This is a genomic window from Pseudomonas sp. SH10-3B, assembly GCF_019891415.1.
Taxonomy (GTDB): Bacteria; Pseudomonadota; Gammaproteobacteria; order Pseudomonadales; family Pseudomonadaceae; genus Aquipseudomonas.
Genome location: NZ_JAFLXD010000045.1, coordinates 37,536 through 52,310, shown reverse-complemented (window position 1 = coordinate 52,310; position 14,775 = coordinate 37,536). Strand labels below are relative to the sequence as shown.

Here is a 14,775-nt window from a genome sequence, read left to right as displayed (position 1 = left end):
TAAGATTTACGCATAACCAAACACCTCAGATTTGGGCGCTATCATAGCGCCCGATTGAAGTGTCCAAAATCATTAGGCCAGTTCAGCTTGCTCCCGATGAGGCCCTGCAGGTCACCCAAGATGCTGGATCAGCCCCTGGTAGCAGGTTGCCAAATGATACGGTGTGGTCGATGGCATATCCCGCCGGCTCACCGCACCCTTGGGATCCAGGCATTCATGCCAGCCTTTCTCATGCAGGAAGTGCTGTTGCAGCGCGAGCAATTGGCGCTGCAGCACCGCCTCACTGCCAGGCCGCAAGGTCAGTGCCCGCAGGTATTCCGCCTGGGCCCAGATACGCTGGGTGCCGTCGCGTACGCTGCCGTCGAGTGCCAACATGCCGCTGACCGCCCCGGTCGCGTTATCCACACCCTTGAGTTCTGCGTAGGCAAATGCCCGCGTCAGTGAGGCATGCAGTGGTGTGCCGCGCAGCACATCCGACGATTCAAGCAAAAAGAACCATTCGAACTGGTGTCCCGGCTCAAACCAGTTATCCACAGCACCCAACGGTTTTTCCATCATCACGCCGTGCTGACGGTCGATAAAGTGCTTCTGCATCGCGGTGGCCAAGTCCAGCAGGGCGTCTTGGGTGATGGCATCTTCGCGCACGGCCAGCGTGGCGAGGAAGCCTTCGGCCAGGTGCATCAGCGGGTTTTGCAGGGGGCCGGATTTGAGCGATGACCAGTTGCGCTCCAATACCGCTTCGTAGAGGCCGTCGCCGCTGGCAAAGCGTGTGGCGACCACTTCCAGGGCCGCATCGAGCACCGACTCCACCAGCGGCTCACGCACCTTGGCCCAGTAATGGGCGCAGGCGAAAATGATGAAAGCATGGGTGTAGAGGTCTTTGCGCTTGTCCAGCGGCTGGCCGGCGGGGTCGATGCTGTAGAACCAGCCGCCGTGCTCACCATCGTGGAAGTGCCGTTGCAGGGAGCGGAACAGCACCGCCGCGCGCTCTTCTGCGAAGGCCGCCCCTGGCTCGCCGATCAGGCTGGCGAACAGGTACAACTGCCGGGCGCAGGCCATGGCGCGGTAGCGTTGCGGGGGCAGTGGGCGGTGATCGGCGTCCAGTGCCTCATAGGGCAGCGCCAATTCGGCATTCCAGCCCGGGCCCTGCCAGAGCGGCACGATCAGGGTGTGGAAGTGCGTGAGCACGGCATTCAATGAAGGCTGGGGGGCGGAGCTTGGAGCGATGGGCATCGGCTGGCGTCGTCACGGCAGGGGTGTAGGCGCGCATGGTAGCAGAGGGGCAGCGTTAAGTTGTGAGCGGCAAGCTGCAAGTAAGAGCGGTTCGGCTTTTACTTGCAGCTTGTAGCGTGCGACGTTTAGCTGGCGAGCAGCCACATCCCAGTCGCCGCCGAAGCCGCCCCGGCAATGCGCACCAACGGCGCCGCCGCAGCCGGCAGCCAGCGCACCAGCGCATACCCGGCAGCGTGCAGTGCCGCGGTGGCGCCGACAAACCCTGCGGCATACGCCCAAGGGCTCGACATGTCCGGCAGCTCCAAGCCATGGGCCACGCCATGGAACAGCGCAAACAAGGCCGTCGCACCCACGGCCATGAACAATGGCGGACGCACCGCCAGTGCTACCGCCAGGCCCAGGGCCAGGACCGAGGCGGCAATCCCGCTTTCCAGCGCGGGCAATTGCAGCCCTTCAAAACCCAGCATCCCGCCGATCAGCATGGTGCCGACAAAGGTGCACGGCAGGGCCCAGCGCGCGGCGCCTTTTTGTTGTGCGGCCCACAGACCGACCGCAACCATGGCCAGCAAGTGGTCGAGGCCGCCCAGCGGGTGGCTGATACCGGCCACCAGGCCGTTGTCGCCGTGGCCAGGGTGAGCGAAAGCCAGGGCAGGCGCGAGCAGTAGGGCGGCGGCTGCGAAGAGTTTATTGAGGCTCATAAACAGGTTCCTTATGGGTTGATCAGGCGGCGGTCAGCAGGCCTTGGCGTTCGATAAAGGCGACGATTTCTTCCAGGCCGACCCCGGTTTTCTGGTTGCTGAACACAAAGGGTTTGCCATTGCGCATGCGCTGGGTGTCGCTGTTCATCAGCTCCAGTGAGGCGCCCACCAGCGGCGCCAGGTCGATCTTGTTGATCACCAGCAGGTCGGATTTGCAAATACCAGGCCCGCCTTTGCGCGGCAGCTTGTCGCCAGCGGACACATCGATCACGTAGATGGTCAGGTCCGACAGCTCCGGGCTGAAGGTGGCGGAGAGGTTGTCGCCGCCGGACTCCACCAGGATCAGGTCCAGGCCGGGAAAGCGGCGGTTGAGTTGGTCCACCGCCTCCAGGTTGATCGAGGCGTCCTCGCGAATCGCCGTGTGCGGGCAGCCGCCGGTTTCCACGCCGATGATGCGCTCCGGCGCCAGGGCCTGGTTGCGCACCAGGAAGTCGGCGTCTTCGCGGGTGTAGATGTCGTTGGTGACCACCGCCAGGTTGTAGCGATCGCGCAGCGCGAGGCACAGGGCTAGGGTCAGGGCAGTCTTGCCGGAGCCTACCGGGCCGCCGATACCGACACGCAGGGGTTGTGTGTTCATCTGCTTCTCCAAAAATTAAAGCCCTAGGAACGGAACAGTCGGCTGTACTGGCGCTCGTGGGCCATGCACGCCAGGGACAGGCCAAAGGCGGCGCTGCCGAAATGGTGGGGGTCGATACGGGCCGCGTCTTGCTGGGCCTGTTGCAGCAATGGGAGCAGCTCGCTGGTCAGGCGTTGCGCGGCTTGCTGGCCCAGGGGCAAGGTTTTCATCAGCACGGCCAATTGGTTTTCCAGCCAGCTCCAGAGCCAGGCGGCGAGTGCGTCGTCGGGGCTGATGGCCCAGGCGCGTGCGGCCAGGGCCCAACCCAGGGCCAGGTGCGGTTCGCGGCGTTCTTCAAGAAAGGTGCGGGCGTCGCTGTCCAGCTCCGGCAGGCCATTGAGCAACTGTTGCAGGGAATAGCCCATCTGCCGGCTCTCCTGATACAGCTCTCGGGTTTCGCGGCTGGCTTGATGCGCTTCGCACAGCTGCGCCAATGCTGACCAGTCCTGCTCTGCGGCGGCGCGGCAGTGGGCGAGCAACAACGGGGCTTCGAAGCGCGCAAGGTTGAGCAGCAATTGGTCGCTGATCCAACGGCGAGCGCTGGCGGCATCCTTCACGCGGCCATTCTCAACGGCCATTTCCAGGCCCTGGGAATAGCTGTAGCCGCCAATCGGCAATTGCGGACTGGCCAGACGCAGCAGCGCCCAGGCTGGGTTCATGGACGTACGCCGAACTGATGCAGCTTGGGCGGGTAGTTGAAGTCTTCATCGCCGTGGCGCGAATGATGGTGGCCACCGCCATAAGCGCCGTGTTCCGGCTGGAAGGGTGCTTCGAGGGTTTCGGTATGCGCGCCCAACTGTTCAAGCATGGCCTTGAGCACGTAGTCATCCAGCAGGCGCAGCCAGCCATCCCCGACCTGCAGCGCCACGTGGCGGTTGCCGAGGTGATAGGCCGCGCGGGTCAGTTCAAAGGCGCTGCTGCAGGTGACGTGCAGCAGTTGTTCAGGACGAGCGCAGACACGTACGACACGTCCGTCTTCGGCTTGTAGGAATTCGCCGTCGTGCAACGGCGGCTGGCCGCGCTCCAGAAACAGGCCGACGTCTTCACCGTCGGCACTGAAACAGCGCAGGCGGCTCTTGCTACGTGCTTCGAAATTCAGCAGCAATTCAGCGGCCCAGAGGGCTTGAGGGGCGATTCGGCGGTGGATCACCAGCATCAGGAAGCTTCCAGCTATGAGCGATGAAACAGCTAGAGCAAGGGGCTTGCCAATCACGGGTTGATGTAGGAATTCTCTGTCGGTGCTTGTGGGAATGCTACCGAATAGGGCGTTACTGAAGTGCGAGGGTGTTTTATGTTGGTGCGCTGTTGAGTTTAAGGCACTAAACAGGTGCATTTTTCCTGGGCGGGTATTGTTTAAAGCTTGAGGTTTCCATCATCCGCTTTGTGAGATGTATTTTCGGATTTTTCCTACCGGGTCTCAAGATTTGGAGTTCATCTGCTTACGTGCTGGACCGTTAGGATTTGCCCTGTGCTAAATGTCCACGGCGAGTTCCGTTATGTTCAAATCAATTGTGTGTTTATTCATTTTCAGTCTTTACCTGCTCACGTCCTCCTCATCGGCCAATATTCAACAGCGCATGGTGGCCCCTATCCAGATCGCGACGCCCCTGCAATCACTGCAAGAGTTGCAAGAGCGGCCAGCCATCGAAAACGTGATTGACCGCGCCCATGAATTGCTGGGCACCTCGTATAAGTGGGGTGGAAGTAGCGTGGAGCAGGGCTTCGACTGCAGCAGTTTGCTGGTTTACCTGTTCAAGACCGAAGCCAATATTCGTATCCCACGCACCACGGCGGCCATGCACCGTTCAAACGCGATGACAATCAAACGCGATGCCCTGAAACCTGGGGATGCGGTGTTCTTCAAGGGTAATGGGCGCAGCCAGGTCAGTCATGTCGGCCTCTATATAGGCGAGGGCAAATTCATTCATTCGCCGCGCACGGGTAAGAAGGTGCGAATCGATTCACTGAGCAATCGCTACTGGAACAAAAACTACAGCACCGCCAAGCGCTTTCACTCCGCTGGCTGACCGGCCTACTCCGTACTGCCCAGCCCTTGCCAATGCTTGAGGCCGATAAAGATAAAGCGCAGTTGCTGGGTGATTTTCGCCTGGGGCGAGAGGTGCTCAGGCAAGGCCTGGGCCGGTGGGTCGATGATGTCGGGGAGGGTGGCGAACACGCTTTTGACGATCAGGTCGGCCATCACGTGCAGGCCTTCGGCGTCCAGGTGCTGCAACTTGGGCATCAGGGTCAGGTCGGCAGCGAGGTCGCGCGTGATGTCTTCGCGCAGGGCACTGATGGCTTGGCGTACAGCCAGGCAACCGCCGTATTGCTCGCGCGCCAGGAACAGGAATTGCGAACGGTTGGCCGAGACCACATCGAGGAAGATCCGCACCGAGGCGTCGATAATGCCGCCCATCATGAATTCGTTGTGGCGCACCAGGCGAATAGTGGCGCGAAAGGTCTGGCCCACCTCACTCACCAATACGAGGCCCAACTCGTCCATATCGGCAAAGTGGCGATAGAAACCCGTCGGTACAATGCCGGCGGTCTTGGCCACTTCACGCAGGCTCAAACTGCCAAATCCACGGCCACACTCCATCAGATGGCGGGCAGCGTCCATCAGGGCGAGGCGGGTCTGTTGCTTCTGTTCGGCGCGGGGCAGCATGGGCGGGAGGGCTTTGTCGGCGAGTACAGCGATGCACTCTAGCAAAACAGCTTCGTCGGCGTCGAACTTGGCGCGGGGGAGGGGGCTACCTGAAACAAAACGCCAGAAAGTCAAAAGCCCGATCGGGTGATCGGGCTTTTTTCTGGGCTACCACGGATTAGCTCTGTGCTTGATGTTGTTCTTGCAGGCGGTCAGCACCACCTTCGGCAACACCTTCAGCGTAGACACGGTCGTTGGCTTGTTCGGCGCCACCTTCAACCAGACCTTTCTGTTCCAGGCGATCACGGCCACCTTCGGCAACGCCTTCGGTGTAGGCGCGTTTGTTGGCGTGTTCCGAACCGTTTTCAGCAACAGCGCCTTTGGCGTAGTCACGGTTCTCGTCTTCTTGCGAACCGCTGCGGGCCAGGGTCTGGTTGAAGTGAACGGCGTCGGCTTTGACTTGTGGGGTGACCTGTTCGGCGGCTGGCAGGGCGAAGGCGCTGGAAGCCAGGATGGACAACAGGACGGTAGCGAGTACTTGGCGTTTCATGATGGGTTGCTCCTTGGGAGGGCGATAAAGTGGGTACAGGACTAATGCTACTCTCGATATGTCGATATAAAAGTTCATAAACACAATGGTAATAATCAACGGAATTGATTGTTCGTGAGAGAGGCTCTAGATCGAGCCTCTCAAGCACGCGCTTTTGCACCTGGGTGGGTATTTTCGACACGAACCTGGGTAACAATGGTGCGTCGCGAATGATCGAATCTGTCGAAACGGTCAGGAAAGCAGGTTTTTACCGGTAAATCGGAGATTGGGTTAAACCCATGGGTGGTTTGCCAGTCGTAGTTTTATAAGCTGTCCTACAGGTGTTGGTTCAGCCGGTCGTATTCAGGAGTTCTGTGCAATGACGCGCACTCGTAAAATCGTCACTTGGAGCTGCGCCAGCTTCGTTGTGTTAATCGCTGTGGTGGTACTGGTCCTGGTGTTCTTTGACTGGAACCGCATCAAGCCTCCGCTCAATGCCAAAGTCTCCGAAGAGCTGCATCGTCCGTTTGCCATCAACGGCAACCTGGCAGTGGTGTGGGCACGTGAGCCCGATGAAGGCGGCTGGCGCGCCTGGGTGCCGTGGCCCCATGTGATTGCCGAGGACCTGACCCTGGGCAACCCCGAGTGGTCGAAAAAACCGCAGATGGTCACGCTGAAAAAAGTCGAGCTGCGTATTTCGCCGCTGGCCTTGCTGGTGCAGCGCGTGGTGATCCCGCGTATCGACCTCACCGAGCCGAGTGCCGAGTTGCAGCGCCTGGCCGATGGCCGCGCCAACTGGACGTTCAAGTTCGACCCCAAGGACCCCAACGCCGAACCGTCCAGCTGGGTGGTGGACATTGGCGCCATTGGCTTCGACAAGGGCCACGTGACCCTCGACGACCAGACCCTCAAGACTCAGCTGGACGTGATCATCGACCCGCTGGGTAAACCGATCCCGTTCGGCGAAATCGTCGGCGACGCCGATGCCAAAAAGGCCCTGGAAAAAGGCTCCGCCCCCCAGGATTATGCGTTCGCCCTCAAGGTCAAAGGCCAGTATCACGGCCAGAAACTCGACGGCAGCGGCAAGATCGGTGGCCTGCTGGCCCTGCAGGACGCGGCAAAGCCGTTTCCGCTGCAAGCCCAGGTCAAGATTGCCGATACCAGCATCGCCCTGGCCGGCACCCTGACCGACCCGTTGAACCTCGGCGCCCTGGACCTGCGCCTGAAACTGTCCGGCAGCAGCCTGGGTAACCTCTACCCGCTGACCGGCGTCACCTTGCCGGATTCACCGGCCTACTCCACTGACGGCCACTTGATCGCCAAGTTGCACGAGGCCAGCGGCGCGTCATTCAGCTACGAAAACTTCAACGGCAAGATCGGCAACAGCGATATTCATGGCAATCTCGCCTATGTTGCCAGCCAGCCACGTCCCAAGCTCAGCGGTGCGTTGGTCTCCAACCAGTTGCTGATGACCGACCTCGCGCCGCTGATCGGTGCCGACTCCAACGCCAAACAAAAAGCGCGTGGCGGGATGAGCAAACAACCGGCGACCAAAGTGCTGCCGGTGGAAGAGTTCCGCACCGAGCGCTGGCGCGACATGGATGCCGATGTGGAATTCACCGGCAAACGCATCGTGCACAGTGCCGAGTTGCCGTTCACCGACCTCTACACCCACCTGGTGCTCAACGACGGCGAACTGAGCCTGGAACCGCTGCGATTCGGCGTGGCCGGCGGCAAGCTCGATGCGCAGATCCGTTTGAACGGCCGCACCACGCCCATGGAAGGCCGCGCCAAACTCACCGCGCGCAACTTCAAGCTCAAGCAGTTGTTCCCGACCTTCGAGCCGATGAAAACCAGCTTTGGTGAACTCAACGGCGATGCCGATATTTCCGGGCGCGGTAACTCCGTCGCGGCGCTGTTGGGCAGCTCCAACGGTGACCTGAAGATGCTCATCAACGACGGCGCCATCAGCCGTGGCCTGATGGAAATTGCCGGGCTCAACGTCGGCAACTATGTGGTGGGCCGCCTGTTCGGCGACAAGGAAGTGAAGATCAACTGCGCGGCGGCGGATTTCGGCATCAAGACCGGCCTGGCAACCACGCGGTTGTTCGTGTTCGATACCGAGAGCGCGATTATCTACATCGATGGCACCGCCAACATGGCCACCGAGCAGTTGGATCTGACGGTCACCCCTGAGTCCAAAGGCTTTCGCTTGTTTTCCCTGCGTTCGCCGTTGTACGTCAACGGGCCGTTTATCAAACCCAATGCGGGTGTGAAAGCTATCCCCCTGGCCCTGCGTGGCGCGGGCATGGTGGCACTCGGAGTGATCGCCGGCCCGGCAGCAGGTCTGTTGGCGCTGGTGGCACCGAGCGCCGATGCACCGAACCAGTGTGCGCCGTTGTTGCAGCAGATGAAGGAAGGCAAGGCGCCGAAGACGGTTAAAGGCTGATCGTCGAAATTGTCAGAAAGGGCGACCCTCGGGTCGCCTTTTTTATCACGGCGCCGTAAGTATGATCCTAGTCTTGTGTAGCTCATTTCTGAAGCGCTAAAACCGCCCCTGATTCCCCTTACGCCTCCTGGGTTGCCTTCCTATAGTCGGCCGCCACAGTCACTTGGAGGTGTAATCCATGCAGGGAGCCTACGCATTTATCAATGAGCGACCGCAGCCTTATCCAATGCTCAAGCTCAGCCTTTCTCTTACCCCCCATACACAAACAAAGTTCGACATCGTCAACCAGCACATCCGCAATGTCGTGGTACTGCCAGGGCAGTTGGTGATCATTCCTGATGCGCGCACGGCGTCTTGCACCGCTGAAGAAGCGCAACTGATGCGCTCAGCGCAGAACATAAAACAGGCTTTGCTGGCGCATTCCGCAACCGATCAGTTTTTGATCAAAAACTACGATCTACTACAGATCATCATGACCAACGCTTCGATCGGTGTCGGGAGTGCCAGCAGTGCCTGGAGTAAGCATCTTGCGGCAGTCGAGAGGACACTCCACGAAATCGACGCTTTGCATAAGCAGTACTTGAGCAAGGGTACAACGGCCGCGAGGGATGAGTTTCTGGCAAAACGCAGGGTGTTGTTTGCAAAGCTGGAGGGGCAGCTCTCGGGTATGGCTCGTTTGGGTACGGGCTTGAAAAATGAAGGGTCGATCAAAAGAATGTTGGGCATTTCTACTAAAAGCTATTGGCATCACGGTGAAATTCGTAAGTACGAAGAGACAGTCAAGCGCATCGCCAAAGCATCACAGATGTTGAAAAAGGGTACTTATATCGGTATCGCACTGGATGTTGGAGCGACGGCCTTGGAAATAACGGAGGCATGTTCCACCGGGCGCGAGCAGGAATGTACTCGGGCGAAGTTTGTGGAGGGAGGGAAGCTGGTGTTAGGAGTTGGTGGCGCCGCTTACGGGGGGTACGCAGGAGTGGGACTTGGGGTTGCCGTATGTGCAGCAGTTTTTGCCATACCTACCGCCGGAGCGAGTGCGCTAGGCTGCGCCATAGTGGGCGGGGCCATTGGTGGCCTCGCCGTGGGTGCTTTAGGAAGCCACACGGGTGAGCAAATAGGAACCCGCCTTTATGAAGTTTCAGGGTGGGAATGATGCCAGAGTCCATCGGTATGTGGTCGGGTGTGTTGATGTTGCTGAGCGTTCCCTTAAATTTATATGTCATCTATACAAGGCTTGAAGAGGCTGAAGACTATCTCAAGTTCAGTTCATTCATAGTGACGTTCAAATACAGGTTTGGATTCGGACCGTTTGGTGGGAAGTTGAAACGTCTCTTCGCTATTGCCCCTGTCATCCTTATGCCGAGGCTTTTTCAATGGAGATACCTCGTACTCGTTGAGGATGTGAAACGTATTCCAAGAAGTCTCAAGCTTTGGATTGTAGTTCCCTACCTGCTCACTATGTCTTCCTTCGCTGGAATGGCCCTGTCTTGGTTTCTGACTGGATAACGGTCATGGCAGAAAAAGTGGGGAGAGCCGGTTAACCAACTCTCCCCACCTTTTTGCGCCGCTATTTACAGGCTTTCGAGGATGTCGGCCATATCGTCCGCATGCTCTTCTTCCTGAGCCAGGATCTCTTCAAACAGACGGCGCGTGGTTGGATCCTTATCACCGATGTACTGGATGATTTCACGGTAGCTGTCCACCGCGATCCGCTCGGCCACCAGGTCTTCGTAGACCATTTCCTTCAAGCTGTTACCGGCCACGTATTGGGCGTGGGAGTTCTTCGACAGCAGGTCCGGGTTGAATTCCGGCTCGCCGCCCAATTGCACGATACGCTCGGCAAGTTTGTCGGCGTGCTCGGCTTCCTGGGTGGCGTGTTCGAGGAATTCCTGCGCGGCGACGGCCGCTTTAACGCCGCTGGCCATGAAGTAGTGACGCTTGTAGCGCAGCACACACACCAGTTCAGTGGCCAGTGAGCCGTTGAGCAAGCGGATGATTTCTTCGCGGTCGGCGTCATAGCCCTCGGTCACGGCACCGTTTTCGACGTTCTGGCGGGCGCGGCTGCGCAGGGTCGCAACGTCGGTCAAATTTGCTTCAGTCATCTCAATCTCCTGGGGCTAATCCGGTTTACGCCACGCTCTGTCGGCGTGATCGCTCCAAGTTGTGAGTCGCGGGTGCAGCAAAAAGTTTTATTGGATTTGCCTGGCGTGTCATCAGCGCGTCGCCGGAATTGCGCTAGCCTGCCATCATCCTTTCTTGATCAAGGACGTTCGCTTCATGTCGCAGTTGTTAGCCACGCGTTATCCCCTGGTGCTGGTGCCCGGCATGCTGGGGTTCGTGCGCCTGGGCGTATTCCCCTACTGGTACGGCATTGTTCCGGCATTGCGGGCGGGCGGGGCGCAGGTGTTTCCCATTCAGGTGGCGCCGCTGGATTCCAGCGAGGTACGTGGCGAGCAGCTACTGGCGCAGATCGAGCGGATTCGCCTTGAAACCGGTGCCGACAAGGTCAACCTGATCGGCCATAGCCAAGGCGCGCTGACCGCCCGTTATGCGGCGGCCAAGCGCCCGGAATGGGTGGCATCGGTGACGTCGGTGGCCGGGCCTAACCACGGCTCGGAACTGGCGGACCATATCCACGCGCATTATCCGGCCGACAGCGTGAAGGGGCGGCTTATGAGTGCGCTGTTTCATCTGGTTGCCGGGGTGATGAGCCTGTTGGAAACCGGCTATCGCGGCCCGCGCTTCAAGGCGGATTTGCAGGCATCCCACCATTCCCTGACCAGCGCAGGCGTGGCGCTGTTCAACCGCGAGTATCCCCAAGGGCTGCCGCACACCTGGGGCGGGCACGGGGCGGAGGTGGTCAATGGGGTGCGCTACTACTCATGGTCCGGCACCTTGCAACCAGGCAAGACCGACCGTGGACGCAACCTGCTGGACGGGACAAATCGAAGTTGCCGATTGTTCGCCCGCAGCTTCGTGCGCGAGAAGGGCCAGTGCGATGGCATGGTCGGGCGCTACAGTTCACACCTGGGGGTGGTGATTGGCGATGACTACGCCCTCGACCATTTCGATATCGTCAACCAGTCCATGGGCCTGGTGGGCAAGGGCGCCGAGCCGATCCGGTTGTTCGTCGAGCATGCCCAGCGCCTGAAGGCGGCCGGGGTTTAAGCCTGGCGGCGCACTGGCGTGGTCCAGCGCTCGGACAAAATCACCCCGCCCAAGGTCAGCAAGCCGCCCACCAGGTGATACAACGCCAACTCTTCCTTCAACACCACGGCGGCAATCAATGCAGTGATCAACGGCAGCAGGTTGAAAAACAGCGTGGTGCGACTTGGTCCCAGGGTCTTTACCGAATGCATCCACGCCAGTGGCGCCAGCATCGAAGCCAGTAAGCACGCATAGAGCACCAGCGGAATATTCGTCCAGCCCAGGCCGGCTTTCGTCGAAAACACAAACAGCGGAAACAGCACCACCACTGCCACCAGCACCTGCAAATACAGGAGCACCAGCGGCGGCAGGCGCAGTTGCCATTTTTTCAACAGGGTGCTGTAGACCGCGTAGGCCAGGGTCGCGACCAGCATCATCGCGTCGCCCAGGTTCACGCCGTGCTGCAGCAGCGCGCCGAGGCTGCCGGCCGACACCACCACCACAACCCCGGCGAACGACAGCACCGCACCTGTCAGCGCGCCAAAGGTCAGGCGCTGACCCAGGCTGATGATTGCCGCCGTCAGGGCCATCAACGGCATCAACGACAGGATGATGCCCATATTGGTGGCGCTGGTCAGCGAAGCGGCGTAGTACGCCAGGCTCTGGTACACCGCCATGCCCAGCACCCCAAGGATGCAGATTTTGCCCAGGTTCGGGCGGATCAGCGGCCAATGCGCGATAACCGGCTTGAGCATGAACGGGGTAAACAGCAGCGCGGCCAGTAACCAGCGGTAAAAGCCGATTTCAGCCGGGAAAATCGAACCCACGGCCAGTTTGTTGACCACGGTATTGCCGGCCCAGATAAAGATGGCCAGCAGGGGATACGCGTATTGCATCGAAAGAAACCACCTGTGTTGATGAGGAAGGATTATCTCTTGTCTGGATCGAAGCCTATACTGCGATCCAGACAAACGACCTCTGTATCCAGACAATATGGCCAGGCACACCGTACGCCTCGCGGATTTTGGCCACCTGCCAAGCCCCGTGTACTTCCGCTACTCCGACTTTGCCCCCGACACTGAGTGCACCCCGCATCAGCATGTCTGGGGCTCGCTGGACTACTCCGCCAGTGGCGTGATGCGCATGGAAGTGGCCGGCAACCGCTTTATGTCGCCACCGCAGTACGCGGTGTGGATCCCACCCGATACCGAACACAGTTCCTACAACGCCCAGGCAATTGTCTACCGCTCGGTGGGCCTTTCGCCGTCACTCTGCGAGCAATTGCCCAAGCAGCCTTGCACCCTGGCGATCAGCGAAATCCTCAAGGCCATCCTCAGCGACTTCGCCCAGCGTGACGTCAACATCCCGCACACCGACGCCGATATTCGCCTGGCCCACGTGCTGGTCGATCAGCTCAAGCAGGCGCCGATCCACGATTGTTTCCTGCCCTACGCCCGCCACCCGGGGCTGCTCGGCGTGTTGGAAGGCATGCAGGCCGACCCCGGTGACAACCGCCCCCTGGCGCACTGGGCCGAGCAGGTGCATGTGAGCGAGCGCACCCTGGCGCGGCAGTTTGTGCGCGAGCTGGGCATGAGCTTCGGCGAATGGCGCCAGCGCTTGCGCTACCTCGCCGCCATCGAAGCCCTCGACAGCGAGCGCAGTGTGCAAAATGTGGCGTTTGACCTCGGCTACAGCAGCGCCTCGGCGTTTATCGCGATGTTCCAACGCCAGGCCGGCTGCACCCCGGAGCAATACCGGCGGACGAATATTCGTGGCCGATGAAGATGTAACAAGGTTTGGCTACACTGCGGTGTAGGCCGCGCCCCTCGGCGTGGTAACAGGGAGAAACTCCATGAAGATGCTGCGTATTCCGTTGTTGATGATGGGCCTGCTGCTGTGTTCCCAGGGCTTCGCCGCCACCGCCCAGCAAAACAAGATGACCACTTGCAATGCCGAAGCCACCACCAAGACGCTCAAGGGCGACGAGCGCAAGGCCTTCATGAAGACCTGCCTGTCGGCCCCGGCGGCCAATGATGCGAAGACGCTCACGCCGCAGCAGCAGAAGATGAAGGACTGCAATGCCGACGCCAAAACCAAGGCGCTGACCGGCGATGCGCGCAAGACCTTTATGAGCACTTGCCTGAAGAAATAATAGCCCCGGGCCATAGAAGGCTGCGACACTCGTACACAGCCCCCCTGTAGGAGCGAGCTTGCTCGCGAAGAACGCAATTACCCCGCGTTTATTCAGAATAAACGCGTTATCGTTGGCGACCTTCGCGAGCAAGCTCGCTCCTACACATCCTTTAACGCCGTTCGTTTTGAGGCTGTATGCCAACGTTTTCTCAGCGTCATGTGTTGTTGCTGGCCAGCTACATCATCATTTTCGGCGGACTGTTGCTGGTATTGCCGCTGAAATTGCTGCCCAGCCTGCTGGCTGGCCTGTTGGTCTATGAACTGGTCAACATGCTCACCCCCCAACTGCAACGGTTGATCGAAGGCCGGCGTGCGCGCTGGCTGGCGGTGGCCTTGCTCGGCACCCTGATCGTCAGCGTGCTCGCCCTGATCTTCGCCGGCGCCATCAGTTTCCTGCTTCACGAAGCGGAAAACCCCGGTGCTTCCCTGGATAAATTCATGGGTGTGGTCGACCGCGCGCGCGGCCAGTTGCCGCCGTTCCTCGATGCCTACCTGCCCGCCAGCGCGGCCGAATTTCGCGTGGCCATCGGCGATTGGCTCAGCAAGCACCTGAGCGAACTGCAACTGGTCGGCAAAGACGCCGCCCACATGTTCGTCACCCTGCTGATCGGCATGGTGCTGGGTGCGATCATCGCCCTGCAGCGCGTGCCCGACCTGACCAAGCGCAAACCCCTGGCAGCCGCGCTGTTCGACCGCCTGCACCTGCTGGTCCAGGCCTTTCGCAATATCGTCTTCGCGCAGATCAAGATCGCCGCGCTCAATACGGCCTTCACCGCGATCTTCCTGGCCGTGGTGCTGCCGTTGTGCGGTATTCACCTGCCGCTGACCAAGACCCTGATCGTGCTGACCTTCCTGCTCGGCCTGCTGCCGGTGATCGGCAACCTGATGTCCAACACCCTGATCACCATCGTCGCGCTGTCGCTGTCGATCTGGGTGGCGGTGGCGGCGCTGGGGTATTTGATCGTGATCCACAAGGTCGAGTACTTCCTCAACGCGCGCATTGTCGGCGGGCAGATCAGTGCCAAGTCGTGGGAATTGCTTCTGGCGATGCTGGTGTTTGAAGCCGCGTTTGGTTTGCCGGGGGTGGTGGCGGGACCGATTTACTACGCGTATTTGAAGAGTGAGCTCAAGCTCGGCGGAATGGTTTAAGCCGTCTTTTGCCTGGGCGGGCCCTATCGGGGGCAAGCCCCCTCCCACATTTAC

Annotated in this window: 16 protein-coding genes; 7 read left to right on the top strand and 9 right to left on the bottom strand. The window is 59.9% G+C overall.

Annotated features, from left to right (window positions below):
• Positions 1–111: 111 nt before the first annotated feature.
• From J1G35_RS25315 to ureE, 5 genes are all read right to left on the bottom strand, one after another.
• Positions 112–1,233, bottom strand: coding sequence for an AGE family epimerase/isomerase (locus J1G35_RS25315; protein ID WP_223016331.1), 1,122 nt, complete (start codon positions 1,231–1,233; stop codon positions 112–114).
• 125 nt (positions 1,234–1,358) lie between these two features.
• A complete protein-coding gene (locus J1G35_RS25310; protein WP_223016330.1) occupies positions 1,359–1,931 on the bottom strand; it encodes a HupE/UreJ family protein in 573 nt (190 codons plus the stop codon).
• Between the two features lie 22 nt (positions 1,932–1,953).
• The gene (gene ureG / locus J1G35_RS25305; protein WP_012721947.1) at positions 1,954–2,568 is read right to left on the bottom strand and encodes an urease accessory protein UreG; all 615 of its coding nucleotides are present in this window, start codon (positions 2,566–2,568) and stop codon (positions 1,954–1,956) included.
• Positions 2,569–2,591: 23 nt separating this feature from the next.
• Positions 2,592–3,266 (bottom strand): urease accessory protein UreF, encoded by a 675-nt coding sequence (locus J1G35_RS25300; protein ID WP_223016329.1) that lies wholly within the window; start codon positions 3,264–3,266, stop codon positions 2,592–2,594.
• Positions 3,263–3,763, bottom strand: a complete 501-nt coding sequence (ureE, locus tag J1G35_RS25295; protein WP_053134514.1) for an urease accessory protein UreE — start codon at positions 3,761–3,763, stop codon at positions 3,263–3,265. The genes J1G35_RS25300 and ureE overlap by 4 nt, the downstream gene beginning before the upstream one ends.
• Before the next feature lie 340 nt (positions 3,764–4,103).
• On the opposite strand from ureE, the gene J1G35_RS25290 reads away from it, so the two are divergent.
• Complete coding sequence (locus J1G35_RS25290) at positions 4,104–4,634, top strand: C40 family peptidase (RefSeq protein ID WP_053134516.1); 531 nt, start codon at positions 4,104–4,106, stop codon at positions 4,632–4,634.
• 5 nt (positions 4,635–4,639) lie between these two features.
• Here J1G35_RS25290 and J1G35_RS25285 read toward each other — a convergent pair whose 3' ends face one another.
• Together J1G35_RS25285 and J1G35_RS25280 are read right to left on the bottom strand one after the other, a co-directional pair.
• Positions 4,640–5,272: a TetR family transcriptional regulator gene (locus tag J1G35_RS25285; RefSeq protein WP_223016328.1), complete on the bottom strand. Its 633-nt coding sequence runs from the start codon at positions 5,270–5,272 to the stop codon at positions 4,640–4,642.
• Between the two features lie 157 nt (positions 5,273–5,429).
• Positions 5,430–5,801 carry a hypothetical protein gene (locus J1G35_RS25280; RefSeq protein ID WP_053134520.1) on the bottom strand — a complete coding sequence of 124 codons (372 nt, stop codon included), beginning with the start codon at positions 5,799–5,801 and terminating at the stop codon, positions 5,430–5,432.
• A gap of 358 nt (positions 5,802–6,159) precedes the next feature.
• Here J1G35_RS25280 and J1G35_RS25275 point away from each other — a divergent pair, with 358 nt between their 5' ends.
• Both J1G35_RS25275 and J1G35_RS25270 read left to right on the top strand, forming a co-directional pair.
• Positions 6,160–8,229 (top strand): AsmA family protein, encoded by a 2,070-nt coding sequence (locus tag J1G35_RS25275; protein ID WP_223016327.1) that lies wholly within the window; start codon positions 6,160–6,162, stop codon positions 8,227–8,229.
• A gap of 178 nt (positions 8,230–8,407) precedes the next feature.
• On the top strand, positions 8,408–9,385 hold the full coding sequence (locus J1G35_RS25270; protein ID WP_223016326.1) for a hypothetical protein: 978 nt from the start codon (positions 8,408–8,410) through the stop codon (positions 9,383–9,385).
• A 418-nt stretch (positions 9,386–9,803) separates the two neighbouring features.
• Here J1G35_RS25270 and J1G35_RS25265 read toward each other — a convergent pair whose 3' ends face one another.
• Positions 9,804–10,334 carry a ferritin-like domain-containing protein gene (locus tag J1G35_RS25265; RefSeq protein ID WP_027607715.1) on the bottom strand — a complete coding sequence of 177 codons (531 nt, stop codon included), beginning with the start codon at positions 10,332–10,334 and terminating at the stop codon, positions 9,804–9,806.
• Between the two features lie 175 nt (positions 10,335–10,509).
• On the opposite strand from J1G35_RS25265, the gene J1G35_RS25260 reads away from it, so the two are divergent.
• Positions 10,510–11,400 carry a triacylglycerol lipase gene (locus J1G35_RS25260; RefSeq protein ID WP_223016325.1) on the top strand — a complete coding sequence of 297 codons (891 nt, stop codon included), beginning with the start codon at positions 10,510–10,512 and terminating at the stop codon, positions 11,398–11,400.
• Here the strand turns inward: J1G35_RS25260 and J1G35_RS25255 are convergent.
• Positions 11,397–12,275, bottom strand: a complete 879-nt coding sequence (locus J1G35_RS25255; RefSeq protein WP_223016324.1) for a DMT family transporter — start codon at positions 12,273–12,275, stop codon at positions 11,397–11,399. The two genes, J1G35_RS25260 and J1G35_RS25255, sit on opposite strands and share 4 nt — an antisense overlap.
• Positions 12,276–12,372: 97 nt before the next feature.
• On the opposite strand from J1G35_RS25255, the gene J1G35_RS25250 reads away from it, so the two are divergent.
• The 3 genes from J1G35_RS25250 (at position 12,373) to J1G35_RS25240 (ending at position 14,721) form a co-directional block, all read left to right on the top strand.
• Positions 12,373–13,161: a helix-turn-helix transcriptional regulator gene (locus J1G35_RS25250; protein ID WP_223016323.1), complete on the top strand. Its 789-nt coding sequence runs from the start codon at positions 12,373–12,375 to the stop codon at positions 13,159–13,161.
• 70 nt (positions 13,162–13,231) lie between these two features.
• A complete protein-coding gene (locus tag J1G35_RS25245; RefSeq protein ID WP_024073127.1) occupies positions 13,232–13,531 on the top strand; it encodes a PsiF family protein in 300 nt (99 codons plus the stop codon).
• A gap of 176 nt (positions 13,532–13,707) precedes the next feature.
• Positions 13,708–14,721, top strand: a complete 1,014-nt coding sequence (locus tag J1G35_RS25240) for an AI-2E family transporter (RefSeq protein WP_012721958.1) — start codon at positions 13,708–13,710, stop codon at positions 14,719–14,721.
• The last annotated feature ends 54 nt before the right edge of the window (positions 14,722–14,775 follow it).